This is a genomic window from Methylosinus sporium, from assembly GCF_003113265.1.
Lineage (GTDB): Bacteria > Pseudomonadota > Alphaproteobacteria > Rhizobiales > Beijerinckiaceae > Methylosinus > Methylosinus sporium.
This window is the reverse complement of sequence record NZ_PUIV01000003.1, coordinates 162354-180760: the sequence shown is the minus strand read 5'-3', so window position 1 is coordinate 180760 and position 18407 is coordinate 162354. Positions and strand designations below refer to the sequence as shown.

The window sequence follows — 18407 nt, the reverse complement described above, 5'->3', positions numbered from 1 at the left end:
GGATGGACCGGAAAGCACGTCAGCGCATACTTAGGAGCTTTCTTGCCTCGCTGATTCAGAGCGAACTGAGCGTCGATGATCTCAGAGCGCTGGCTATCGAATTGGACAGCGGTGCCTTTGGCCACGAGCTTAGCCAAATAATTCTAGATACAATTAGGGGAATATCCACTTTTGACGGCGGTCGTGCGGCAACGGGTTCCCCTGCGGGCAGCGGATTGGATGACGCATTGATTGCTGTAAAAGCAAAAAAAATGTCGAAAAAAATGGTTATGGAATTAATGAAAGTTGCGTCTCCGTTGCTGCGGGAATCCATGATTGCGCCCGCTATGCAAAAGAGCTTGGCTCTGGGCCTGAAGCGGTTCTTTGAGGTGGCGAATGCAGAGGATTGTCGGATTTTTATGGATATCCTTGCGGGCAAGTCGTCCGATGCATACCTCAAAGGAATTAACAACAGATAGGCGGGTGCATGCTGACCAATAAATTCAAAGCGGCTATTACTGCCGTTGACTGGAATTCTAATGTTTGTGACTTCCTTTCGGATCAGCCTGCTATAGAGAGATTAGCGGCCGCTAATCTTCGGCTCGCAGTATGGTCGCGGCAGCTTGAGAATGCGGACGCAGGTAATCCGGCGCTTTCTTTTATCCGCGAAATGCAAATAGCGGGTCAACATGTAGCAGCCTTGGTCGCATTGTCTCTTTATAAACCAGCGTCTGCGCAAATAAGAGCTGTATTCGAATGTGCTTTATTTTACACCTATTTTAGGACGCATCATTCAGAACTGGCAACACTGGTCAGGAGCCCGGAGTATTTTTTAGATAAGAAAGAGATTATCGACTACCATAAGGTTCACTCTGAAAAATTTTCAGAACTACAGCATAAGATCGGCCTTGTTTCTCAGATTAATAAGTGGTATTCGAAGATTTCTGCTATTGTTCATGGGCAAATACCCGGGTCGTGGGTGGGGTATACAAAAATAGCGGATATAAAAACGGCTAAGCCGACATACAATTCGGCGATTGATTTATTTATTCAGGGGGTTGATATTGTTCACCGCTTGCTCCTCTGTACGGTGGCGCAGGTGCTTTGGAATAAATTTTCTACAACAGCGAAGAAGCAGCTTCTAGCAGGTATGTCGGGAGAGCAAAAAAGTGCTATGGGGCTTGATGCTGCATAATAACGTGGGCCTGGTAAAAATTCCTGGCGATTCTGTCGATTTTGCTATATCTAAAAATATGTGTGAGGATATTTCTGGTATTGCTTCAGGGGTAGTTTTTGCTTTCCTGGTGCTTTATACTATTCACCTGAAGCCCTAAATACACCCATGTCGCCCGACACCTCCCCCATCCTCCGCGTCGCCGGCGTCTCCAAAACCTACGCCGAGACCGTGGCCGTGAAGCCGCTGAGCTTCGCGCTTCCCGCCGGCTCGGTGACGGGTCTGCTCGGCGGCAATGGCGCCGGCAAGACCACGACCATCGGCATGGTCATGGGCCTCATCGAGCCGACGACGGGAACGATCGAAATCTTCGGCCGTGAATTTCTGAAAGATCGCTATCATGCGCTCGGCCGCATGAATTTCGAGAGCCCCTATGTGGACATGCCGCATCGCTTGACCGTGCGGCAGAATCTCACCGTCTTCGGTCGGCTCTATGGCGTTCGCGGCGTCGCCGACAAGATCGAGGAGCTGGCCGGCGATCTCGCCTTGAAAGAATTTCTCGATCGTCCGAGCGGGCGTCTCTCCGCCGGGCAGAAGACGCGCGTCGCGCTCGCCAAGGCGCTCATCAACGAGCCGGAGCTCTTGCTGCTCGACGAGCCCACCGCCTCGCTCGATCCTGACACGGCCGATTGGGTGCGCGCGCATCTCGAGGATTATCGCCGCCGGCGCAATTGCGCGATCCTGCTCGCCTCGCACAATATGGCGGAGGTGGAGCGCCTCTGCGATCGCGTGATGATGCTGAAGGAGGGAAGCCTCGTCGACGACGGCTCGCCCGCCGAGCTGCTCGCGCGCTATGGCCGCGGCAATCTCGAAGACGTGTTTCTCGATGTCGCGCGCGGGCGCGGCAATGGAGCCGCCGCATGAGCGCGTCTTTGGAATTCTCGCTCGCGCGCGTCGGCGCGATGACCTTGCGCTATTCCTATCTGCTGCGCTCGTCGATGCCGCGCATGTTGGAGATGATGTATTGGCCGACGGTGCAAATGCTCACCTGGGGCTTTCTGCAGACCTATCTCCTGCGCGCGCCGGGCGGTCTCGCGGGCGCCGATAAGACGACGATCGCTGCCGGCTCGCTGATCGGCGCGGTGCTGCTGTGGGATATTTTGCTTCGCGGCCAGCAGGGATTTTCTTTCTCTTTTCTCGAGGAGATGTGGTCCCGCAATATCGCCAATCTCTTCATGAGCCCGCTGCGGCCGGCGGAATTCGTCGTCTCCATGATGGCGATGAGCCTCATTCGCCTCCTGGTCGGCATGGTTCCGGTGACGATCCTGGCCATTTGGTTCTTCGGCTTCAATCTCTGGGCGCTCGGCTTTGCTTTCGCCGCCTTTTTCGCCATTCTGATCTTCTTCGCCTGGAGCGTCGGCCTGTTCGTGTCGGGGCTGCTGCTGCGCTATGGATTGGGCGCGGAAAGTCTCGTCTGGTCGCTGATGTTCGTCATTCAGCCGCTCGGCTGCGTCTATTATCCGGTCGCCGTTCTGCCTTCCTGGCTGCAGCCGATCTGCTGGGCGCTGCCGCCGACTTATGTGTTCGAGGGGCTGCGCGGCGTTCTCGTCGACCATGCGCTTCGCCTCGATCTGATGATTTATGGATTGGCGCTGGACGCCGCGCTATTCGCCGTCGCCTCTTTCGCCTTTGTGCGCCTGCTCGCCGCAGCGCGCCGGGCCGGGACTTTATTACAGACCGGCGAGTGAGCGCGCGCGAGCGACGCGCGCATTTTCTGTTGCGGCCGGCCGGCCGGCGCTCGATAATGGCGCGACAGTCAGTCGAGTGGCGCGCTTTCGGCGTCTCGCGCCTTACGATCTTCGCCTGTCGAAGCTCGATGGGGACCGTCGTTCGATGCGAATTCTGATCGTCGAAGATCAACCCGATATTTCGACATTGATCGCCGATCGCGTCCGGCGCGCCGGCTATTTTCCAGATTGCGTCCGGGCTTTGGCGGATGTGCCGGGGGCGCTCGGCGCCCGCGACTATGCGGTGATGCTGCTCGATCGGCGTCTGCCCGATGGCGACGGCCTCTCGATCGTCGCCGCGGCGAAGCGTATTCGGCCGGGAATCCGCATTCTGGCGGTGACGGCGGCGCGCTCGATCGAGGACCGGGTCGACGGACTCGACGCGGGCGTCGACGATTATCTGACCAAGCCCTTTTCTCCCGAGGAGTTGCTGGCGCGCATTCGCGCGAGCCTTCGGCGCCCCGGCGGCGAAGCGGCGCCGCCGGTCGTCGTCGGCCGGCTCGCTTTCGATCTCAATTCGGAGAGCGCCTCCATCGGCGGGCATCCGCTCGTCGTGCCGAAACGGGAGCTGGTGCTGCTGGGGGCGCTGATGCGTCGCGCCGGACGGGCGGTCACTTTCTCGACGCTGCTCGAAGAGCTCTATGGGGCGGACGATCCCTCGCACATAGGCGCGCTGAAGATGGTCGCCATGCGACTGCGGCAGCGTTTGAAGGATCAGCAGGCCGACGTCGAAATTCACGCGCCGCGCGGCATCGGCTATCTCATCCGCGAAGCGCATGGGCCATGAGGCTGCGGTCGCTTTCGTCGCGATTGATCGTCTATGCGATCTTCGGCTCGATTCTCGGCTATCTCACTCTGCCGCCGGTCGTCGTCGGCGGCGTTCTGGTCTCGGGGTTTCCGGGCGGGCTCGGGTCTCTCGACGATCTGATGCGTCCTCGCGTGGGCTCGATCATGCTCGCGGCGCTGCGCAAGGGCGCAGACGGCGAAAGATCGATCGCGATGACCGACGAATTGCGGCAATTCATGTCCGCAAATCCGGATTTTCGTTTTGCCGCTTTCGATCCGCGCACGGGCAAAGCGCTTCCAGGATCGGCGCCGGAATTGACGAAGGCCTTCGAAGGCGTCGGTCGGCTGAAGCTGTTCCGCTCGCCTATCGAGATCGCTGTCGGCGGCTCCTTGCGCCATGGCGAATCCGCGGTTTTCGATTCGCCGATCGGCGAGGTCGTCATCGCGACTTATGGCGCGAAATTCCAGTGGCGCGACTTTTTTCTGCTGCCCTACCGAATGACCTCGATCTATGGGGCGCTGATCTTTCTTCCGCATTGGGCGGCCATGTGTCTCATCGCGCTATTCGTGGTCGATCGCGGGCTCGCGCCTTTGCGCGCCGCCGCGACGAAAGTCGCGAAAATCGACGTGAATTCGTTGAAGGAGCGCATCGCGCCGGAGGAGGCGCCGTCGGAAGTGCTGCCCTTCGTCGAAGCGGTGAACAAGGCGTTCGAGCGTGTGCGCGAGGGCGTCGAGCGTCAGCGGCGTTTCTCCGCCAATTCGGCGCATGAGCTGCGCACGCCGATCACGATTTTGCGCGCGCGCGTCGGCAAAATGGAGGAGGGCCCGCTCAAATCGGAAATGGAGCGGGATGTGCTGCGCGTGCAGACGATCGTCGAGCAGATGCTGCTGCTCGCGCAGATCGAGGAACGCGGGCGTATCGCGCCGCAGAAGATCGATCTCTACGATGTCGCGCTGACGGTCGCCGCGGATTATGTGCCGATCGCGATCGGCAATAATCGCGAGATTCAGTTCGAGGCGCCGTCGCGTCAAGTCGCGGCGCTCGCATCGCGATGGAGCGTCGACAGCATCGTCACCAATCTCATCGCCAATGCGGTGCGCGCGGAGCCCGAAGGCGGCGTCGTCATCGTTCGCGTGCTGCCCGAATGTGCGATCGAGGTCGTCGATCACGGCGTCGGCGTCGCCGAAGCCGACCGCTCCCGCATTTTCGAGCCCTTCTGGCGAAAGGACGAGGCGACGCCGGGCACGGGGCTCGGATTGGCGATCGTCCGCGAGCTGGTCGATCTGCTCGGGGGCGAAATTCGCGTCGAGGAGACGCCGGGCGGCGGCGCGACCTTCAAGGTGCGGCTCCCCGCCGCGGGCGTCGAGCCGGGCGAGGCGACGGAGGCCGTGGCGCTCGACGTTCAGCCGTTCGACCAGCGCTGCGAGCGCAGCGCCTGAGCGATCGCCTCGGCGCGCGCCTCGGGCGTCGCCGGCTCGATCGGCAGACAGGCGTCGCGCGCCGTCTCCAGCAGCACGGCCTTTGGATAGGCCTCGCCGGAGCGCCCGGAATGGGCGGTGAAATCGCAGCTGCACACTTCCATCAGCAGAGCGAAGCTCTCCGGCGCGTCGAAGGCGCCGAGCCGCTCCAGCATTTGCGCCACCGGGCCGGCGCGCACTTCCGAGGCGCGATGCACGCGCTCGCATTCGCTGAGCGCCGTCAGCGCCAGCGGGACGCAATCCGCTGGAACGCCGAAGCGCTCGGCGATCGAATTTATGCGCGGGCCGCCGCGGTCTATGTGCTTGTAATGATGCGGGAGATGCTCGCGTGGCGAATCCCCTTTGCCGACATTCATCACCAGCAGGGCGAAGCGCACGGGAAGCGGCGCCTCTCTGCGTCCGGCCTCGTCCAGCGAACGCAGCAAATGGGCGCCGAGATCGACCTCGTTCTGGCCGTCCGACAATTGCGGCACGCCGAAAAGGGCGTCGACCTCCGGCAGAACGACCTGCAGCGCGCCGCAGATGCGCAGCACGCGGAACGCCTTGCCGGGAGCCGGCCCGCCGAGCGAGAGCAGCAGCTCCGGCCAGATATCGGCCGGGTCGAGGCCGGCGAGGCAGCCGCTCTCGACCTGCTCGGCCATGAGATCGAGGGTCTCTTCGCCGGGATCGTCATCGGTCTCGGCGAGCAGCGCCGCCATGCGGAGAAGGCCGAGGCCGGGGTCTGTCTGCCCGAATTCGGGCAGGAAGAAAGGTTCTGAGGGCATGAGGCTTCGCGGGTGAGTGGTCGGCTGACGGCCAAGCAAACACCTTGCCGCGCGCCTCACGCACGGCCGGGGAGGGCGGCCCCGCTCAGACGCGGGGCGCGATTTTCGGGCGGCTGCGGCGCCGTGGCGCGCCGTCGCGCATCGGCGACCGTGCCGGCGTAGAGCGTCTCCGGCTCATGCAGTCCGGCCGAGAGCAGCGCCCGCCGCACGGCGGGCCGCGCCCCGGCGACGCAAACCACGGTTCCCGCCTTTCGCAGCCGCGCGACAAAGCTCTCCAGCGCCCGCGCCGCCGTGCTGTCGATCAGCGGAGCCTCGCTGAAATCGAAGATGAAGACATGCGGATAGCGGCCGATCTCGTCCAGAGCCGCGCTCACCGTCGCCGAGGCGCCGAAGAAGATCGCGCCGCTGATCTTATAGACCATCACCTCGGCGTCGGAGGCGGCAGCGGAATCATAGGCGGGGCGATGGCCGCCGTAATCATCCGCCCGGTCTTCGTCGAGGAAGGCCTCGCCGGTCTGCACCTCGACGCTCTCGGCGAGGCGATGCAGGAAGAGGAAGGCGCCGAGCGTCACGCCAACGCCTATGCCCACGGTCAAATCCTCGAAAATGGTGAGCAGGAAGGTCGAGACCAGCACCAGAGCGTCGCCGCGCGAGGCGCGGAACAGAGCGACGAATTCCTTCTTCTCGGCCATGTTCCAGGAGACGACGGCGAGCACGGCGCCGAGCGAGGCGAGCGGGATGTAAGCCGCCAGCGGCGCCGCGACCAGCATGAAGCCGAGCAGGAACAGCGCATGAAGCATTCCCGAGACCGGTCCCTTGGCGCCCGAGCGCACATTGGTCGCGGTGCGGGCGATGGTTCCCGTCACCGGAATGCCGCCGAAGAGCGGCGCGACGACATTGGCGACGCCCTGCGCGGCGAGCTCGCAATTGGAGCGATGGCGTCGGCCGCTCATGCCGTCGGCGACGACGGCGGAGAGCAGCGACTCCATGGCGCCGAGCACGGCGATGGTCAGCGCGTCCGGCAGCAGCGCGCGCAGCCGCGCGAGATCGAAATGCGGGACCGCCGGCGCCGGCAGCGTGCTCGGCACGCCGCCGAAGCGCGAGCCGATCGTCTCTATGTCGAGATGCAGCGCCGCCGTCGCCGCCGCGCAGACCGTCACGGCGATCAGCATTCCGGGCCAGCTCGGCCGCCAGCGCCGCAGCCCGAGGATGATCGCCAGCGCCAGCGCCGAGACGCCGATCGTCGCCGGCTTCAGCGTGCCGCGCGCTTCCCAGAGCGCCGTGAGCTTGGGGCCGAGCGCGGCCGGCTCATTGGCGATGGAGAGGCCGAAAATCTCCTTGAGCTGGCTGGCGAAGATGATGACCGCTATGCCGGCGGTGAAGCCGACCGTCACCGGAAAGGGGATGTATTTTATGTAAGTGCCCCAGCGCAGCAGGCCGATGGCGAAGAGAATGACGCCCGCCATCATTGTGGCGAGCGCGAGCCCGTCATAGCCCTGGCGCTGCACGATGGCGAAGACGAGAACGATGAAGGCGCCCGCCGGCCCGCCGATCTGGAAGCGGCTGCCGCCGAGCATGGAGACCAGAAAGCCGCCGATGATCGCCGTATAGAGTCCGCGGTCCGGGCTCAGCCCCGAGGCGATGGCGAAGGCCATGGAGAGCGGAAGCGCGACGATGGCGACAGTGAGGCCGGCGATGGCGTCGGCGCGCAGATCCGCGAGGCCATATCCCTCGCGCAAAATGGTGACGAGCTTGGGCGTGAACAGCTCGATGAAGCTCGGCTGGCGAAAACGTCGATCTCTCAACACTGGCTCCTTTGGTCGAGGAGCGGCGGGATCGTCGGCGCGAAGTCGGCGGTCGTCGTCGCGATTTATCCTCAAGTCGTCGGATTGGGCGGACCGGGGCGACGCATCCTCACGCCGCGTCCGCCGCTTTCGCTGCGGGCGTTCTCGCCGAGCAGTTCGACGCCGGCCTCGTTCAGCGCCTCGACGACCTTTGTGAGCGTCTCGATCACGCCGCGGACATTGCCGTCGCTCGCCTCCATGCGCTGAATCGTCGGCAGGGAGACGCCGGAAAGCTCGGCCAGCTTCTTTTGATCTATGCCGAGCAGCGCCCTCGCGGCGCGCAATTGAGCGGCGGTGATCATCTCATATGCTCACGCTTATTATATTAGCAGGCATGTTTTATCTCGCCAAGATGATGTTTGAAACATCATTCTCGCGCTTTTGCGACACGGCCGGGTTCTCGCCCGGCGCCGACGCATGTTAGCTTGGCGGATATGAACAAACCCGTGCAGATAGACGAGAGCTGGAAGCTGCGCCTTTCGGCGGAATTCGAGCAGCCCTATTTCGATGCTCTGCGCCAATTCGTGCGCGGGGAATATGCGCGTGGGGCGGTCTATCCGCCGGCCAAGCAGATTTTCCGCGCCTTCGACGAATGCCCTTTCGACGCCGTGGAAGTGGTGATCCTCGGCCAGGATCCCTATCACGGCCGCGGCCAGGCCAATGGCCTGTGCTTCGCCGTCGGCCGCGACATTCCGCCGCCGCCTTCGCTGCAGAACATCTTCAAGGAGATCGAGAGCGACCTCGGCCGGCCCGCCTCGCGCGATCCCGATCTCTCGCGCTGGGCGCGGCAGGGCGTGCTGCTGCTCAACGCCACGCTCACCGTGCGCGACAGCGCCGCCGGCTCGCATCAGGGCAAGGGCTGGGAGCGCTTCACCGACGCCGCCGTGCAGGCGCTCTCGCGCGAGCGCGAGGGAATTGTCTTCCTGCTCTGGGGCAATTACGCGCGGCAGAAGGGCGCGGGCGTCGATCGCTCGCGGCATCTCGTGCTCGAGAGCGCGCATCCCTCGCCGCTGTCGGCGCGCGGCTTCTTCGGCTGCAGGCATTTTTCCAAGGCTAACGGCTATCTGGTCGCGCAGGGGCGGACGCCAATCGACTGGTGAGGCGACGCCAACGTCGGTGAAGCGAGCGCTTCTCCTGTATTGTCGGCAAGAGCCGAACGGGTTCTCAGGTCTATTAGGGGAATGAAATCATGAAGTGTTTTTCACATTCGGATGTCGACGCGGTCGGCGTCTGCAAATCATGCGGAAAAGGCGTGTGTCACTCGTGCGCGCGGGTCGAGAGCAATGGCTTGGTATGCTCGGACGCTTGCGCGCAATCGTGGATGGATATGTTCACTCTCCAAGAAAACACGCGCCAGATTCAGAAAAGATTCCAGAAGAGCGGCGCCTCGATGAAGACACCGATCGCGACAGGAGCGATTGGCGGCATCCTGGCGGCGATGGGGCTGGCCTTCATCGTTACAGGAGACGCCAAGGGCCAGCCGCTCGTCATCATGGGCTCGGGGCTTCTGGCCATCAGTGTCGTGCTCGCCGTGCTACGCCGTTCTTTGCGGTAGAGGCAGACTGTCGGTCGCATGCGATGTCGCGTTCGCGCGCATTGCCGGGCCGCAGCATGGCGATTTCAATTACATCGTTTGCCGGCTGTCTCGCGCGGCGCGATCCGGGACCCCTCGCGCTGGGCGCAACAGGGCCTGCTGCTGCTCAACGCCACGCTCACCGTGCGCGACAGCGCCGCCGGCTCGCATCAGGGCAAGGGCTGGGAGCGCTTCACCGACGCCGCCGTGCAGGCGCTCTCGCGCGAGCGCGAGGGAATTGTCTTCCTGCTCTGGGGCAATTACGCGCGGCAGAAGGGCGCCGGCGTCGATCGCTCGCGGCATCTCGTGCTCGAGAGCGCGCATCCCTCGCCGCTGTCGGCGCGCGGCTTCTTCGGCTGCAGGCATTTTTCCAAGGCCAACGCCTATCTCGAATCGAAAGGACGCGCGCCGATAGACTGGTGAGACGGCTATATTACTGGAAGACAATATAAAATTAGTCGTTTACCGAAATGTAACCGCGGTTTCGTAATCAGGTATTCATTGGGAAGCCGGCGCTAGTCGGCAATTTCTGGGGCGTTTTCGTCGAGTCCGGCGGCGCGTCTCCAAATCATTTCGAGACGAGAGTTGTGCATGTATTCGACGTTAATTTGCAATTCGCTCCATGTTTCCTGCCGATTTTGCGACATTTGCCTCGATCATCTACGATTGCGTTTCGTCGTCGTCCCATTTGCGGCGGTGCGTCTCGGCCTCGCATTGATGGCGAGCGCCTGTGTCGGCGCAAAAGCGACGGGGCTGACGCTGCCATCCGTCCCGGACCTCAGTCTTTTCCTCGGCGCGATCGTCGCGCTCGACGTCTATTGTCGCTTCGCCTCGCCGAGCTTGGTCTCGCGCGCCGCGCCGATTTTCGTCTATTCAATGATCTATCTGGTGGCGACGTCGCTCGCGGGCGCCTTTGCGAGCTATGCGACGCAGCGTCTCGCCATGCCGCTGCAGGACGAACTGTTTCTCTCGCTCGATCGATGGCTCGGCGTCGATTGGCTGGCCTTCGTCCATTATATCGACGATCGTCCCGTGTTGGCGGAATGGCTGCGGAAAGCCTATGCGAGCATGGCCATTCAGATCGTCGCGCCGGCGCTTCTGCTGGCCGTGCTCGAGCGCATCGACGAATTGCGCGTCTATCTTCTCTCCTACGCGATCGCGCTCACGGCGACGATCGTCATCGCCGCTGTGCTTCCGGCCTCGAGCGCGGTCACTCTCGTCGACAATTCGATGTTTCACGAGCTTCGGTTCGCCGGCCGCACGCCGCTGGATCATCTGGCGCGCTTGCGCGAGGCCGGTCCGTTGGATTTCACGAACAGCGGGATCGGCGGCCTTGTGAGCTTTCCTTCCTTTCATGCCGTGGTCGGCGCGCTGACGCCTCTCAGCCTGCGCTCCGTGCGCCCGGTCTTCTACGTCTTGTGCCTCGTCGACGCCGGTCTGATGGTGGGCACGGTGACGGACGGCGGGCATTATGTCGTGGACCCTATCGGCGGAATCGCGGTCGCCTATCTGTCCTATCGGATGGCGCAGAGCATCGAGAGCCGGCGGCGCCGATCCTCGCCTATCGTCGAAGCGCATGGCGCCCGCGCCGCGCATCTGTCGCCGCCCTCCGCGGGGAGGGCGTCCGCCGTCGCCTGAGCGGCGCGACAGCATCCTCCGCTCCGAGCGCTTTCAGCCGACGTGGACGCCGGTCGGGCGTTGGGAACGCGTCGAAGCGAGAGCTTCGAATCTCTCTGCGCCTTCTATGAGATACGGAAAGATTTCAGGGGCCGAAGATGACATCGAGCGCGAAAGTCATCGGCCGCGGCGGCGGACCGAAGGGCGCGCTCGCGCGAACTCTCTGTAGAGCGGCCGCGTCGAGCTGCGGCTGACCGCTGCTCGACGCCACCTTCACGCTGTCGGCGCGTATTTCGCCGCTCTCCAGAATGAAGAAGGACACTTTCGTCACGCCGCGCCAGGCGGTAGGTCGTCCGGCCTCTGGATAGATGAGCTTCCCTTTTATCTTCTTGCTCACCAGGACGCCATAGGCGCGATCCAGCGTCTCTTTCGACACCTGACGATGTGCGGTCGTGCTGGCGACCTGCTGCTGTTCGGCGCCATCCACCTGCGTCGAGCCGGCGGGCGCCGACTTTGCGGGCGATCGCGCCTGCGCGGCGACCGACTTCGCCGTGATCGGCGCGCCATCTTCTTCTATCGGCTTTTGCTCCGTCGGCGGAGTCGGCTGCGCCTGCGTGGCGTTCTGCGCCCTCTGCTGCGTATCGCCCGCCCTGTCCCGCTGAATTTTTTCGTCGGCCTGGTCGTCCGAGAGGAGGTCGCTCACCTCGAAGATGAACGTGCTATCGTCTTCCGCTGGCTGGAGACGAGAGAGGAAATAGGGCAGCGTCAGCGCCGCGTGCAGGGCGAGCGACGCCGCGAGGCCATGATAAATCGTGAAGCGGCTCGCGCCCCCGCCATTGCTCGTCGTCATCGTCAATTGCATGGTCATCGTGCGTCTCTCAATTCTCGCCGGCTCTGATCTGCGCGCGGAGGCCGCGGCGCCGGCGAGCGCGCCGACGTCGATCCGATAGGCGGACGAGGACGAAATCGAACGTCGTCGACGGCCGCTTCATCTGCGTTTCTCCAAACTCTCGCGCACGCGAAGGCAATTTATCCGATTTACAGGAATAAGCCGACGCTCTCCAATTATACAGCAAGAAGCGCGCCTTCTTTCGTCGACGAGCTTCACGATGACGGGGCCCCGCATTTTTCGACTGTAGAATCTTTCTGCGTTTCGTTGAAACACAGAAAGATTATAAGCTCCTGTTTCGATGCGTTTCCCACGCCGGACCGGCGTCTGCTTCGGCTGGAAGCGCTCGGAGCGGCCGCCGATGGCGATGGCGTTTATTGCTTTCGCTTTATCGCACGGCGCCACGCGACGCAAAAATCAGCCGAACGCCTGTTCTTTCGGCATGGACGAAAAGTCGATTCGTAATATAAACAAAACATATTGTCGTGTCGAAGCCGATCGACGCCGTCGGTAAGCCGTCCGATGATCGCTTTCGCGAAGACCGCTCGCCTTCTCGCGAGCGTCGGGGCCGCCGAGTGGCGCCAAATATGCTTGGCTTCGTCGAGGAGCGACGAACGTCGTCGTACGGATCGAAAGCCGACATTTTTGTGGGCTTTGCGTCAGCGACAATTGCAACAGGCCGTTCTGCTCGATCTTTCGAGAGCGCTCCCTCATCACGGCTCTCGTCAGGACGATGCGCGCGCTGTCGATGCGAATCCCGTCTCCTGATCCCCCGATCGAGGGGCTCGGCGTTTCCTCCCCCTCTCTGCGCGCGTGCGAGAAGGAAAGCGCCGGACGCCGCGCGAATCGATCAGCCGGAATCCATACGTCTACCCCTGAAAAATCGACCGTCACGGCCTCGAATGTTTCGAGAAGGGCGGATAGCGAAAGCAGAACATGACGTCTATCGAAACGACCGCCTTCCAGCGCCTCGACGCCGAGGGCCGGCTCTTGAAGCCCAGCCACAAGGGGGCGACCCATCACGCCGGCCGTTTCGGCTTTCGCGGCGAGATCGCCGTCTCGCTCGATCCGCTGCTCGCATTGGAAGGCGTTCACGCCACGGCGCAGGAAGGCGAGGCGGCGCTGTCGTTTCTCGCTGGATCGCTGGCTTCTTTCCGCGAGCTCCCCGCTCTCGTCGCGGCGCTCGGCGCGAGCGCGAAGCCGGAAGGCAAATATTTCATCTATGTCTCCGATCTCGACCGCGCCTCGCGCTATGAGATCAGCATAGACGGCGTGCCGCTCAATGTTCTGCCGATCGACGACACCTCCGTCTACAATGAGCTGATCGAGCTTCTCTATCTCGACAAGACGAAGATGAAGAAATACGACACGGCTGAAAAGATCGACACGCTCGCCGATGGCGCCGCCAAATATGATCAGCGCTTCGAGGCCATCAGCTTCGAGGAAGGGCTGAAGCGGCTCTGAGGCTTCGGCGCAAAGTCGGCGCAGCGGCTTTCGCCGGGCGCCGGCGTTTGCGCGAAATGCTCCACTATGCGTCGATAGCAAAGATCGCCGATTGTCGTGATTATCCGTGTCAGCGGAGTGTCTCGCCTCGCCCCGATCCTACGTCCGAGAGCCCAGCGGCCAATCGCGCCATAGAATTCTCATCGAGGCCGTTCGCCTTCGAAGCGCGCGCTGCCCAAGAGCTTACAAAAGAACGCTTTCAAATCCATTCCCTCGGCTCCTGTCGGCAAAACGAGTGTGTCGGCCAAAACACGGGCTCTCCATCGACGAAGCGTCAATTCCCGCTCGGGCGGCGCTTGGCGAAGGCGCCGACGATCACCGCCCGCGCGATATGCTCGGCCATGCATTGATAGCCGAGATCGTTGAGGTGGAAATTGTCGCGCGCCATCATCTGCAGATTGGCGTGGTTCTGCGCGATGAAGCGCATGGCGTCGTAGCGGCGCACATAGGCGACATTCTCGGTGGAGGCGACGCGCTGCAGCACATTGCGTATCGCGAAATATTCCTCGTCGCGCGAGAAGCGCGAGCTGTATTGCAGGCCGACGAGAACGACGTCGATCTCGTTCTCCTTCAGCCAGCGGATCGTCGAGCGCACCGTGTTCTCGAACTCCTCCGGCGCGACGCGCACCAGCGCGTCATTGGTGCCGAGCTGCCACAGCAGCATATCTGGCTTCTCGCGCGCCACCTCGCTCTTGATGCGCTCGGCGGTGACGGCGGCGACCTCGCCCGAGACGCCGCGATTGGCGACGACGACATCGGCGCCTTTCATCGCGCCCTCGAGAATGGCCTCGAGCTGCGCCGGATAGCTCTTGGCGTCGGAAGAGGCGCCGACGCCCGAAGTGGAAGAGGAGCCGATGGCGAGAATGCGCGCCGATTTGCGCTCGCGCAGCGCTTTGGCGAAATGCGGCAGCGAGGCGGGCGCGGCGATGTCGCCGGCCGGCGCCTCGCAGGCGGGGCTGAGTGGCGGCGCCTCGGTCGGCGGCGCGGCTTCCTGTGCGAGCGGAGCCGCGACGGCGAACGCGAGCGCTAAGCCGCAGGCGCCCGCGACAATTTTGTCCGCAGCCTGTCCCGCCATTCCGAAGCCCATGCGGCCGCTCCCATCGTAAGGATGCCGAACATAACGATAAAAGCGTCGCTTACAACATCTCCGCCATAGGCGAAGCGGAAGATCTGCCCGGCGAGGCTCAGCAGTGAGCCGGCGCAGAACACCTGGAGCGAATTGCGGCCGAGCAGCGACAGGAAGCCGGCGATGCGCGGCAGCGCCCCCGCGATCGCGCCGAAAGCGCCCGCGAAGACCGCGACGATCGCGAGATTGGAGAGCAGCCGCGCCGGCGAGAGAAAGGTCTTGTCGAAGACGAAGAAGAGCTTGGGCTCCGGCAGAGCGATCGGGGAGGGGTCGAAATCGGTCTTGGCCGCGACCGCGCCGAGCAATACGAGGGGCAGAGCGAGCCGCCAGAGCCATTTTCGATGGCGGCGGGCGAGGCCGCCCAATCCGTCTTCGCCGGCCAGCAGAAAGCCGAGCACGAAGACGAGCTGCCAGGCGAGCGGATCGAAGAACCAGGAGCCCTCGGTCGGCCATGTCGGGAAATTCACGCCGAAAGTCAGAGCATAGGCCCAGATGGCGAGCGAGGCCGGCAGCAGCGCGGGCCGCGCATGGCGATAGCAGAGCGCGATCAGCGGCGAGGCCAGCATCAGCGCCACATAGAGCGGAAGAATGTCGAAATAGCCGAGCTGAAAAGTGAGCGCCACGAGGCCGAGATTGGCGCGCACCGGATCGGTGAAAATGGCGGAGGCGTTGTTCCAATCGAGTAGAAAGGGCGCGTCCAGCAGCAGCGAGGCGCCGGCGAGAAGCGCGACGGCCAGTTGCGCGATGACGAGTTGCGCCAGATAGACGGTGAAGGCGCGGCCCTCGAGCCGCAGGATCAGATAGCGCGCCGAGAGCGGCTTCGCCGGTCCGTCGACGAGCTTGCGCAGCGCGAAGCCGGCGAGAAAGACGAACAGCTCCGCCGAATCGGAAATCGCCACATTGCGGAAGGTGAAGCGCTCGAAAAAAATCCCGGGAATGTGATTGACGAATATTGTGACGAGAGCGAAGCCGCGCCAAAAATCGATTTCGTTCGGCTCGCGCATTCGCTTCTTCGATCGTTCGGCGGTTTCGTCGTCCCGCGCGAAGGCGGGCCGGGCGCGCTCGTTCATGGCCAGGAATGCGGCCTTTTTTAGGACCTCGCGGCGCAACTCACAGCGCGCGCTCGACGCGGCCCGGAAAGACGCGCAAAAGCTGCGCATTTCCGCCGAGCGCGGCGAAGGCTTCGGGATCGGCGCCCGTCATCCACACCTGTCCGCCGATGCGCGAGAGCTCGGCGAAGAGCGCCGCGCGCCGCAACGGATCGAAATGGGCCGCGACCTCGTCCAGCAGCAGCAGCGGCGCGCGCCCGGTCGTCGCCCGCACCAGACGGGCGTGGGCGAGCACGAGGCCGGTCAGCAGCGCCTTCTGCTCGCCGGTGGAGCAGGCGCGCGCCGCCTCGTCCTTGGGGCCGTGGCGCACGCGAAGATCGCTCGCCTGCGGTCCCTCCAGCGTGCGGCCGGCCGCGGCGTCGCGGCGGCGCGCAGCGGCGAGCCGCGCGCGATAGCGATCCTCGACGCGCAGCGCCGGCTCCTCGCCGAGCATTCGCTCGAGCTCCCCCTCGATCGCGACCTCGGCGAAGGGAAAGGGCGAGCTGTCGTCGCGCTCGCCGGCGATGAGCGCGCGCAGCCGCATCACGGTTTCAACCCGCGCCGCGGCCACGGCGACGCCGAGCGCGGCGATCTCCCGCTCGGCCGCGTCCAACCAGCGGGCGTCGGCGGTCTCCTCGGCGAGCAGCCGATTGCGATTGCGCAGGGCGCGCTCGAGCTTCGCCGCGCGGACTCCATGCTCGGCGTCGACGCTCAGCACGAGCCGATCGAGAAATCGCCGCCGATCGCCCGCCGGGCCGGCGAACAGCCCGTCCATCGCCGGCGTCAGCCAGAGCGGGCGCAGATGATCGGCGAATGCGCGGGCCGAGGAAGCGGGCGCGCGATCGATGCGGAAGCGGCGCGCCGCGCTCTGCTCGCCGCTCGCCGGCTCCAGCCCATGGCCGAGCTGCGTGGCGACGCCGTCGGCGGAAAGCTCGATCGAGACGGCGAAGCCGCCCGCGCCCTGGCGGCGCGCGCAATCGGCGAATTCGGCGCCGCGCAGCCCCCGCCCCGCCGAGAACAGCGACAGCGCCTCGAGAATATTGGTCTTGCCGGCGCCGTTCTCGCCGGTGAGCGCGACCAGCGGCGCCTCGATCATGCAATCGAGCGCGGCATAGGAGCGAAAATCGGCGAGCTGCAGCCGCCGCGCCATGGGGGCGAGAATGGGTGTGTCGCTCGGCGTCATGCCGCACGCTTTGCCACGGCCGGGCGCCGAGGGCCAGCGCCGAGGCCGCATCGTCGTCGTGGCGCATGTGTCCTCCGCCAATCCCGCCAACTCCGCCGCCGCGGCCGAGCCGGGTTTGCTTTCCGTCCTGGCTTACGCCACTCTCCACCGCATGGATCGCAAAAGCGGCAGGCGGCGGACGCTTCTCACCTGCGTCTTGATCTTCGCTCTCGGCGCGCCGGCCCGCGCCGAGGACGATGGTCCGCGCGTATCGATCATCCGCGACGCGGAGATCGAGCAATTGTTGCGGGACTACACCGCGCCCGTGCTGAAGGCGGCGGGCATTCACAGCGAGGCGGCCAAGATCATTCTGGTCGGCGATCGCTCCTTCAACGCCTTCGTCGCCGACGGGCAGAAAATCTTCGTCAACACCGGCGCGCTGATGGAGGCGAAGACGCCCAATGAGATCATCGGCGTGCTCGCGCATGAGACCGGCCATATCGCCGGCGGCCATTTGGCGCGCGGGCGCCAGGAGCTCGCCAAGGCGACCATCCTCTCCGTCGCCGGAATGCTGGCCAGCGCCGGCGCCATGGTCGCGGCGCGCGGCGCCTTCAACCGCCGCGACGGGCAGGTGGGCATGGATTCGGCCGGCGCCGTCGGAATATTGCTCGGCCCGCAAGAGGCGGTGAAGCGCTCGCTCCTCGCCTATCAGCGCGGCGAGGAGCAGGCCGCCGACCGCATGGCGGTGCGCTTCCTCACTGCGACGCGCCAGTCGGCCAAAGGAATGCTGGAAGTGTTCAACCGCTTCGCCGGCGAATCCTTGTTCAAGACGACGGCGATCGACCCCTATCTGCAATCGCATCCGCTGCCCAACGAGCGCATCTCCAATCTCGATCAGGCGGCCAAGCAGTCGCCCTATTTCGATGTCCCGGATTCGCCGGCGCTGCAGGCCCGTCACGATCTGATGCGCGCCAAGCTCGTGGGCTTCATGGGCAATTCCGGCGAGGTGGCGCGGCGCTATCCCATCTCCGATCTATCGCTGCCGGCGCGCTACGCCCGCGTCATCGCCGATAATCGCTTCGGCCGGCTGGAGGATGCGCTGCGCGGCGCCGACGCCCTGGTCGCGGCCGATCCGAAGAACCCTTACTTCTGGGAGCTGAAGGGGCAGATTTTGCTCGAGGCCGGCCGCGCCAATCAGGCCATCGCGCCTTTGCGCAAGGCGGCCGCCATCGCCGGGCCGGGCGCGACGCCGATCCGCGTGCTGCTCGGCCATGCGCTGGTCTCGGCCGACGATCCCAAGCTGCTGAACGAGGCGGTGAGCGTGCTCGCCAACGCGACGCAGCGCGACGAGGATAGCGCCGACGCTTGGGAGTTTCTGTCCATGGCCTATTTCCGCAAGGGCGAGAACGCCAAGGCGCAGCTCGCGGCGGCCGAGGGCCTCTTCGTCGCCGGCAAATATGTCGAGGCGCGCACCCAGGCGACGCGCGCCCAGGCGCAGTTCAAGGAAGGCACGCAAGGCTGGCTGAAGGCGGACGATATATTGACCTATCGCCCGCCGGGGAGCGAGTGAGGCTAGTGCGTTTCCAGCCGAAGTGGAAGCCGGTTCGGCGTTGGAAACGTTCGAAGCAAAAGATCG

At 64.1% G+C, this 18407-nt stretch carries 19 protein-coding genes and 1 pseudogene; 12 read left to right on the top strand and 8 right to left on the bottom strand.

Annotated features, from left to right (window positions below; translation table 11 throughout):
- Positions 1-2 precede the first annotated feature (2 nt).
- The 6 genes from C5689_RS04085 (at position 3) to C5689_RS04065 (ending at position 5166) form a co-directional block, all read left to right on the top strand.
- Positions 3-458, top strand: a complete 456-nt coding sequence (locus tag C5689_RS04085) for a hypothetical protein (RefSeq protein ID WP_108915990.1) — start codon at positions 3-5, stop codon at positions 456-458.
- An 8-nt stretch (positions 459-466) separates the two neighbouring features.
- Complete coding sequence (locus tag C5689_RS18120) at positions 467-1174, top strand: hypothetical protein (protein ID WP_146188314.1); 708 nt, start codon at positions 467-469, stop codon at positions 1172-1174.
- Between the two features lie 147 nt (positions 1175-1321).
- Positions 1322-2077 carry an ABC transporter ATP-binding protein gene (locus C5689_RS04080; protein ID WP_108915989.1) on the top strand — a complete coding sequence of 252 codons (756 nt, stop codon included), beginning with the start codon at positions 1322-1324 and terminating at the stop codon, positions 2075-2077.
- Entirely contained in the window at positions 2074-2901 is an 828-nt protein-coding gene (locus C5689_RS04075; protein ID WP_108915988.1) for an ABC transporter permease, read from the top strand. The genes C5689_RS04080 and C5689_RS04075 overlap by 4 nt, the downstream gene beginning before the upstream one ends.
- Positions 2902-3046: 145 nt before the next feature.
- Positions 3047-3727 (top strand): response regulator transcription factor, encoded by a 681-nt coding sequence (locus tag C5689_RS04070; protein WP_108916017.1) that lies wholly within the window; start codon positions 3047-3049, stop codon positions 3725-3727.
- Positions 3724-5166, top strand: coding sequence for a sensor histidine kinase (locus C5689_RS04065; protein ID WP_108915987.1), 1443 nt, complete (start codon positions 3724-3726; stop codon positions 5164-5166). The genes C5689_RS04070 and C5689_RS04065 overlap by 4 nt, the downstream gene beginning before the upstream one ends.
- Here C5689_RS04065 and C5689_RS04060 read toward each other — a convergent pair.
- From C5689_RS04060 to C5689_RS04050, 3 genes are all read right to left on the bottom strand, one after another.
- Positions 5130-5969, bottom strand: a complete 840-nt coding sequence (locus C5689_RS04060) for a tRNA nucleotidyltransferase (RefSeq protein WP_306432192.1) — start codon at positions 5967-5969, stop codon at positions 5130-5132. The genes C5689_RS04065 and C5689_RS04060 overlap by 37 nt on opposite strands.
- 56 nt (positions 5970-6025) lie before the next feature.
- Positions 6026-7774 (bottom strand): SulP family inorganic anion transporter, encoded by a 1749-nt coding sequence (locus tag C5689_RS04055; protein WP_108915985.1) that lies wholly within the window; start codon positions 7772-7774, stop codon positions 6026-6028.
- Positions 7775-7845: 71 nt separating this feature from the next.
- Positions 7846-8115, bottom strand: a complete 270-nt coding sequence (locus C5689_RS04050) for a helix-turn-helix domain-containing protein (RefSeq protein ID WP_108915984.1) — start codon at positions 8113-8115, stop codon at positions 7846-7848.
- Between the two features lie 132 nt (positions 8116-8247).
- On the opposite strand from C5689_RS04050, the gene ung reads away from it, so the two are divergent.
- From ung to C5689_RS04030, 4 genes and pseudogenes are all read left to right on the top strand, one after another.
- Positions 8248-8913 carry a uracil-DNA glycosylase gene (gene ung / locus C5689_RS04045; protein WP_108916016.1) on the top strand — a complete coding sequence of 222 codons (666 nt, stop codon included), beginning with the start codon at positions 8248-8250 and terminating at the stop codon, positions 8911-8913.
- A gap of 221 nt (positions 8914-9134) precedes the next feature.
- Positions 9135-9368, top strand: coding sequence for a hypothetical protein (locus C5689_RS04040; RefSeq protein ID WP_108915983.1), 234 nt, complete (start codon positions 9135-9137; stop codon positions 9366-9368).
- A gap of 120 nt (positions 9369-9488) precedes the next feature.
- Positions 9489-9809 (top strand): annotated as a pseudogene (locus C5689_RS04035) (uracil-DNA glycosylase); the annotation flags it as partial.
- Positions 9810-9977: 168 nt separating this feature from the next.
- Positions 9978-11024, top strand: coding sequence for a phosphatase PAP2 family protein (locus C5689_RS04030; protein ID WP_108915982.1), 1047 nt, complete (start codon positions 9978-9980; stop codon positions 11022-11024).
- 124 nt (positions 11025-11148) lie between these two features.
- On the opposite strand, the gene C5689_RS04025 is transcribed toward C5689_RS04030, so the two are convergent.
- Together C5689_RS04025 and C5689_RS18115 are read right to left on the bottom strand one after the other, a co-directional pair.
- A complete protein-coding gene (locus C5689_RS04025) occupies positions 11149-11871 on the bottom strand; it encodes a TonB family protein (protein ID WP_108915981.1) in 723 nt (240 codons plus the stop codon).
- Positions 11872-12309: 438 nt separating this feature from the next.
- A complete protein-coding gene (locus C5689_RS18115; protein ID WP_146188313.1) occupies positions 12310-12786 on the bottom strand; it encodes a hypothetical protein in 477 nt (158 codons plus the stop codon).
- A 42-nt stretch (positions 12787-12828) separates the two neighbouring features.
- Here C5689_RS18115 and C5689_RS04010 point away from each other — a divergent pair, with 42 nt between their 5' ends.
- Positions 12829-13356: a hypothetical protein gene (locus C5689_RS04010; RefSeq protein ID WP_108915978.1), complete on the top strand. Its 528-nt coding sequence runs from the start codon at positions 12829-12831 to the stop codon at positions 13354-13356.
- Positions 13357-13669: 313 nt separating this feature from the next.
- Here C5689_RS04010 and C5689_RS04005 read toward each other — a convergent pair whose 3' ends face one another.
- The 3 genes from C5689_RS04005 to recF form a co-directional block, all read right to left on the bottom strand.
- Entirely contained in the window at positions 13670-14482 is an 813-nt protein-coding gene (locus C5689_RS04005) for an SGNH/GDSL hydrolase family protein (protein WP_108915977.1), read from the bottom strand.
- Positions 14422-15525: an OpgC family protein gene (locus C5689_RS04000; RefSeq protein ID WP_108916015.1), complete on the bottom strand. Its 1104-nt coding sequence runs from the start codon at positions 15523-15525 to the stop codon at positions 14422-14424. Before C5689_RS04000 ends, C5689_RS04005 begins: the two co-directional genes overlap by 61 nt.
- A 106-nt stretch (positions 15526-15631) precedes the next feature.
- On the bottom strand, positions 15632-16792 hold the full coding sequence (gene recF / locus C5689_RS03995) for a DNA replication/repair protein RecF (protein ID WP_167398678.1): 1161 nt from the start codon (positions 16790-16792) through the stop codon (positions 15632-15634).
- Between recF and C5689_RS03990 the strand changes: the two genes are divergently transcribed.
- Positions 16770-18341: a M48 family metalloprotease gene (locus C5689_RS03990; protein WP_244594575.1), complete on the top strand. Its 1572-nt coding sequence runs from the start codon at positions 16770-16772 to the stop codon at positions 18339-18341. The genes recF and C5689_RS03990 overlap by 23 nt on opposite strands.
- Positions 18342-18407 lie beyond the last annotated feature (66 nt).

Coding starts and splice junctions, on each gene's coding strand:
- C5689_RS04085 (WP_108915990.1), top strand. CDS start 3: ATGGACCGGAAAGCACGTCAGCGCATACTTAGGAGCTTTCTTGCCTCG.
- C5689_RS18120 (WP_146188314.1), top strand. CDS start 467: ATGCTGACCAATAAATTCAAAGCGGCTATTACTGCCGTTGACTGGAAT.
- C5689_RS04080 (WP_108915989.1), top strand. CDS start 1,322: ATGTCGCCCGACACCTCCCCCATCCTCCGCGTCGCCGGCGTCTCCAAA.
- C5689_RS04075 (WP_108915988.1), top strand. CDS start 2,074: ATGAGCGCGTCTTTGGAATTCTCGCTCGCGCGCGTCGGCGCGATGACC.
- C5689_RS04070 (WP_108916017.1), top strand. CDS start 3,047: ATGCGAATTCTGATCGTCGAAGATCAACCCGATATTTCGACATTGATC.
- C5689_RS04065 (WP_108915987.1), top strand. CDS start 3,724: ATGAGGCTGCGGTCGCTTTCGTCGCGATTGATCGTCTATGCGATCTTC.
- C5689_RS04060 (WP_306432192.1), bottom strand. CDS start 5,969: ATGCCCTCAGAACCTTTCTTCCTGCCCGAATTCGGGCAGACAGACCCC.
- C5689_RS04050 (WP_108915984.1), bottom strand. CDS start 8,115: ATGATCACCGCCGCTCAATTGCGCGCCGCGAGGGCGCTGCTCGGCATA.
- ung (WP_108916016.1), top strand. CDS start 8,248: ATGAACAAACCCGTGCAGATAGACGAGAGCTGGAAGCTGCGCCTTTCG.
- C5689_RS04040 (WP_108915983.1), top strand. CDS start 9,135: ATGGATATGTTCACTCTCCAAGAAAACACGCGCCAGATTCAGAAAAGA.
- C5689_RS04030 (WP_108915982.1), top strand. CDS start 9,978: ATGTATTCGACGTTAATTTGCAATTCGCTCCATGTTTCCTGCCGATTT.
- C5689_RS04025 (WP_108915981.1), bottom strand. CDS start 11,871: ATGACCATGCAATTGACGATGACGACGAGCAATGGCGGGGGCGCGAGC.
- C5689_RS04010 (WP_108915978.1), top strand. CDS start 12,829: ATGACGTCTATCGAAACGACCGCCTTCCAGCGCCTCGACGCCGAGGGC.
- C5689_RS04005 (WP_108915977.1), bottom strand. CDS start 14,482: ATGGGCTTCGGAATGGCGGGACAGGCTGCGGACAAAATTGTCGCGGGC.
- C5689_RS04000 (WP_108916015.1), bottom strand. CDS start 15,525: ATGCGCGAGCCGAACGAAATCGATTTTTGGCGCGGCTTCGCTCTCGTC.
- C5689_RS03990 (WP_244594575.1), top strand. CDS start 16,770: ATGGGTGTGTCGCTCGGCGTCATGCCGCACGCTTTGCCACGGCCGGGC.
- recF (WP_167398678.1), bottom strand. CDS start 16,792: ATGACGCCGAGCGACACACCCATTCTCGCCCCCATGGCGCGGCGGCTG.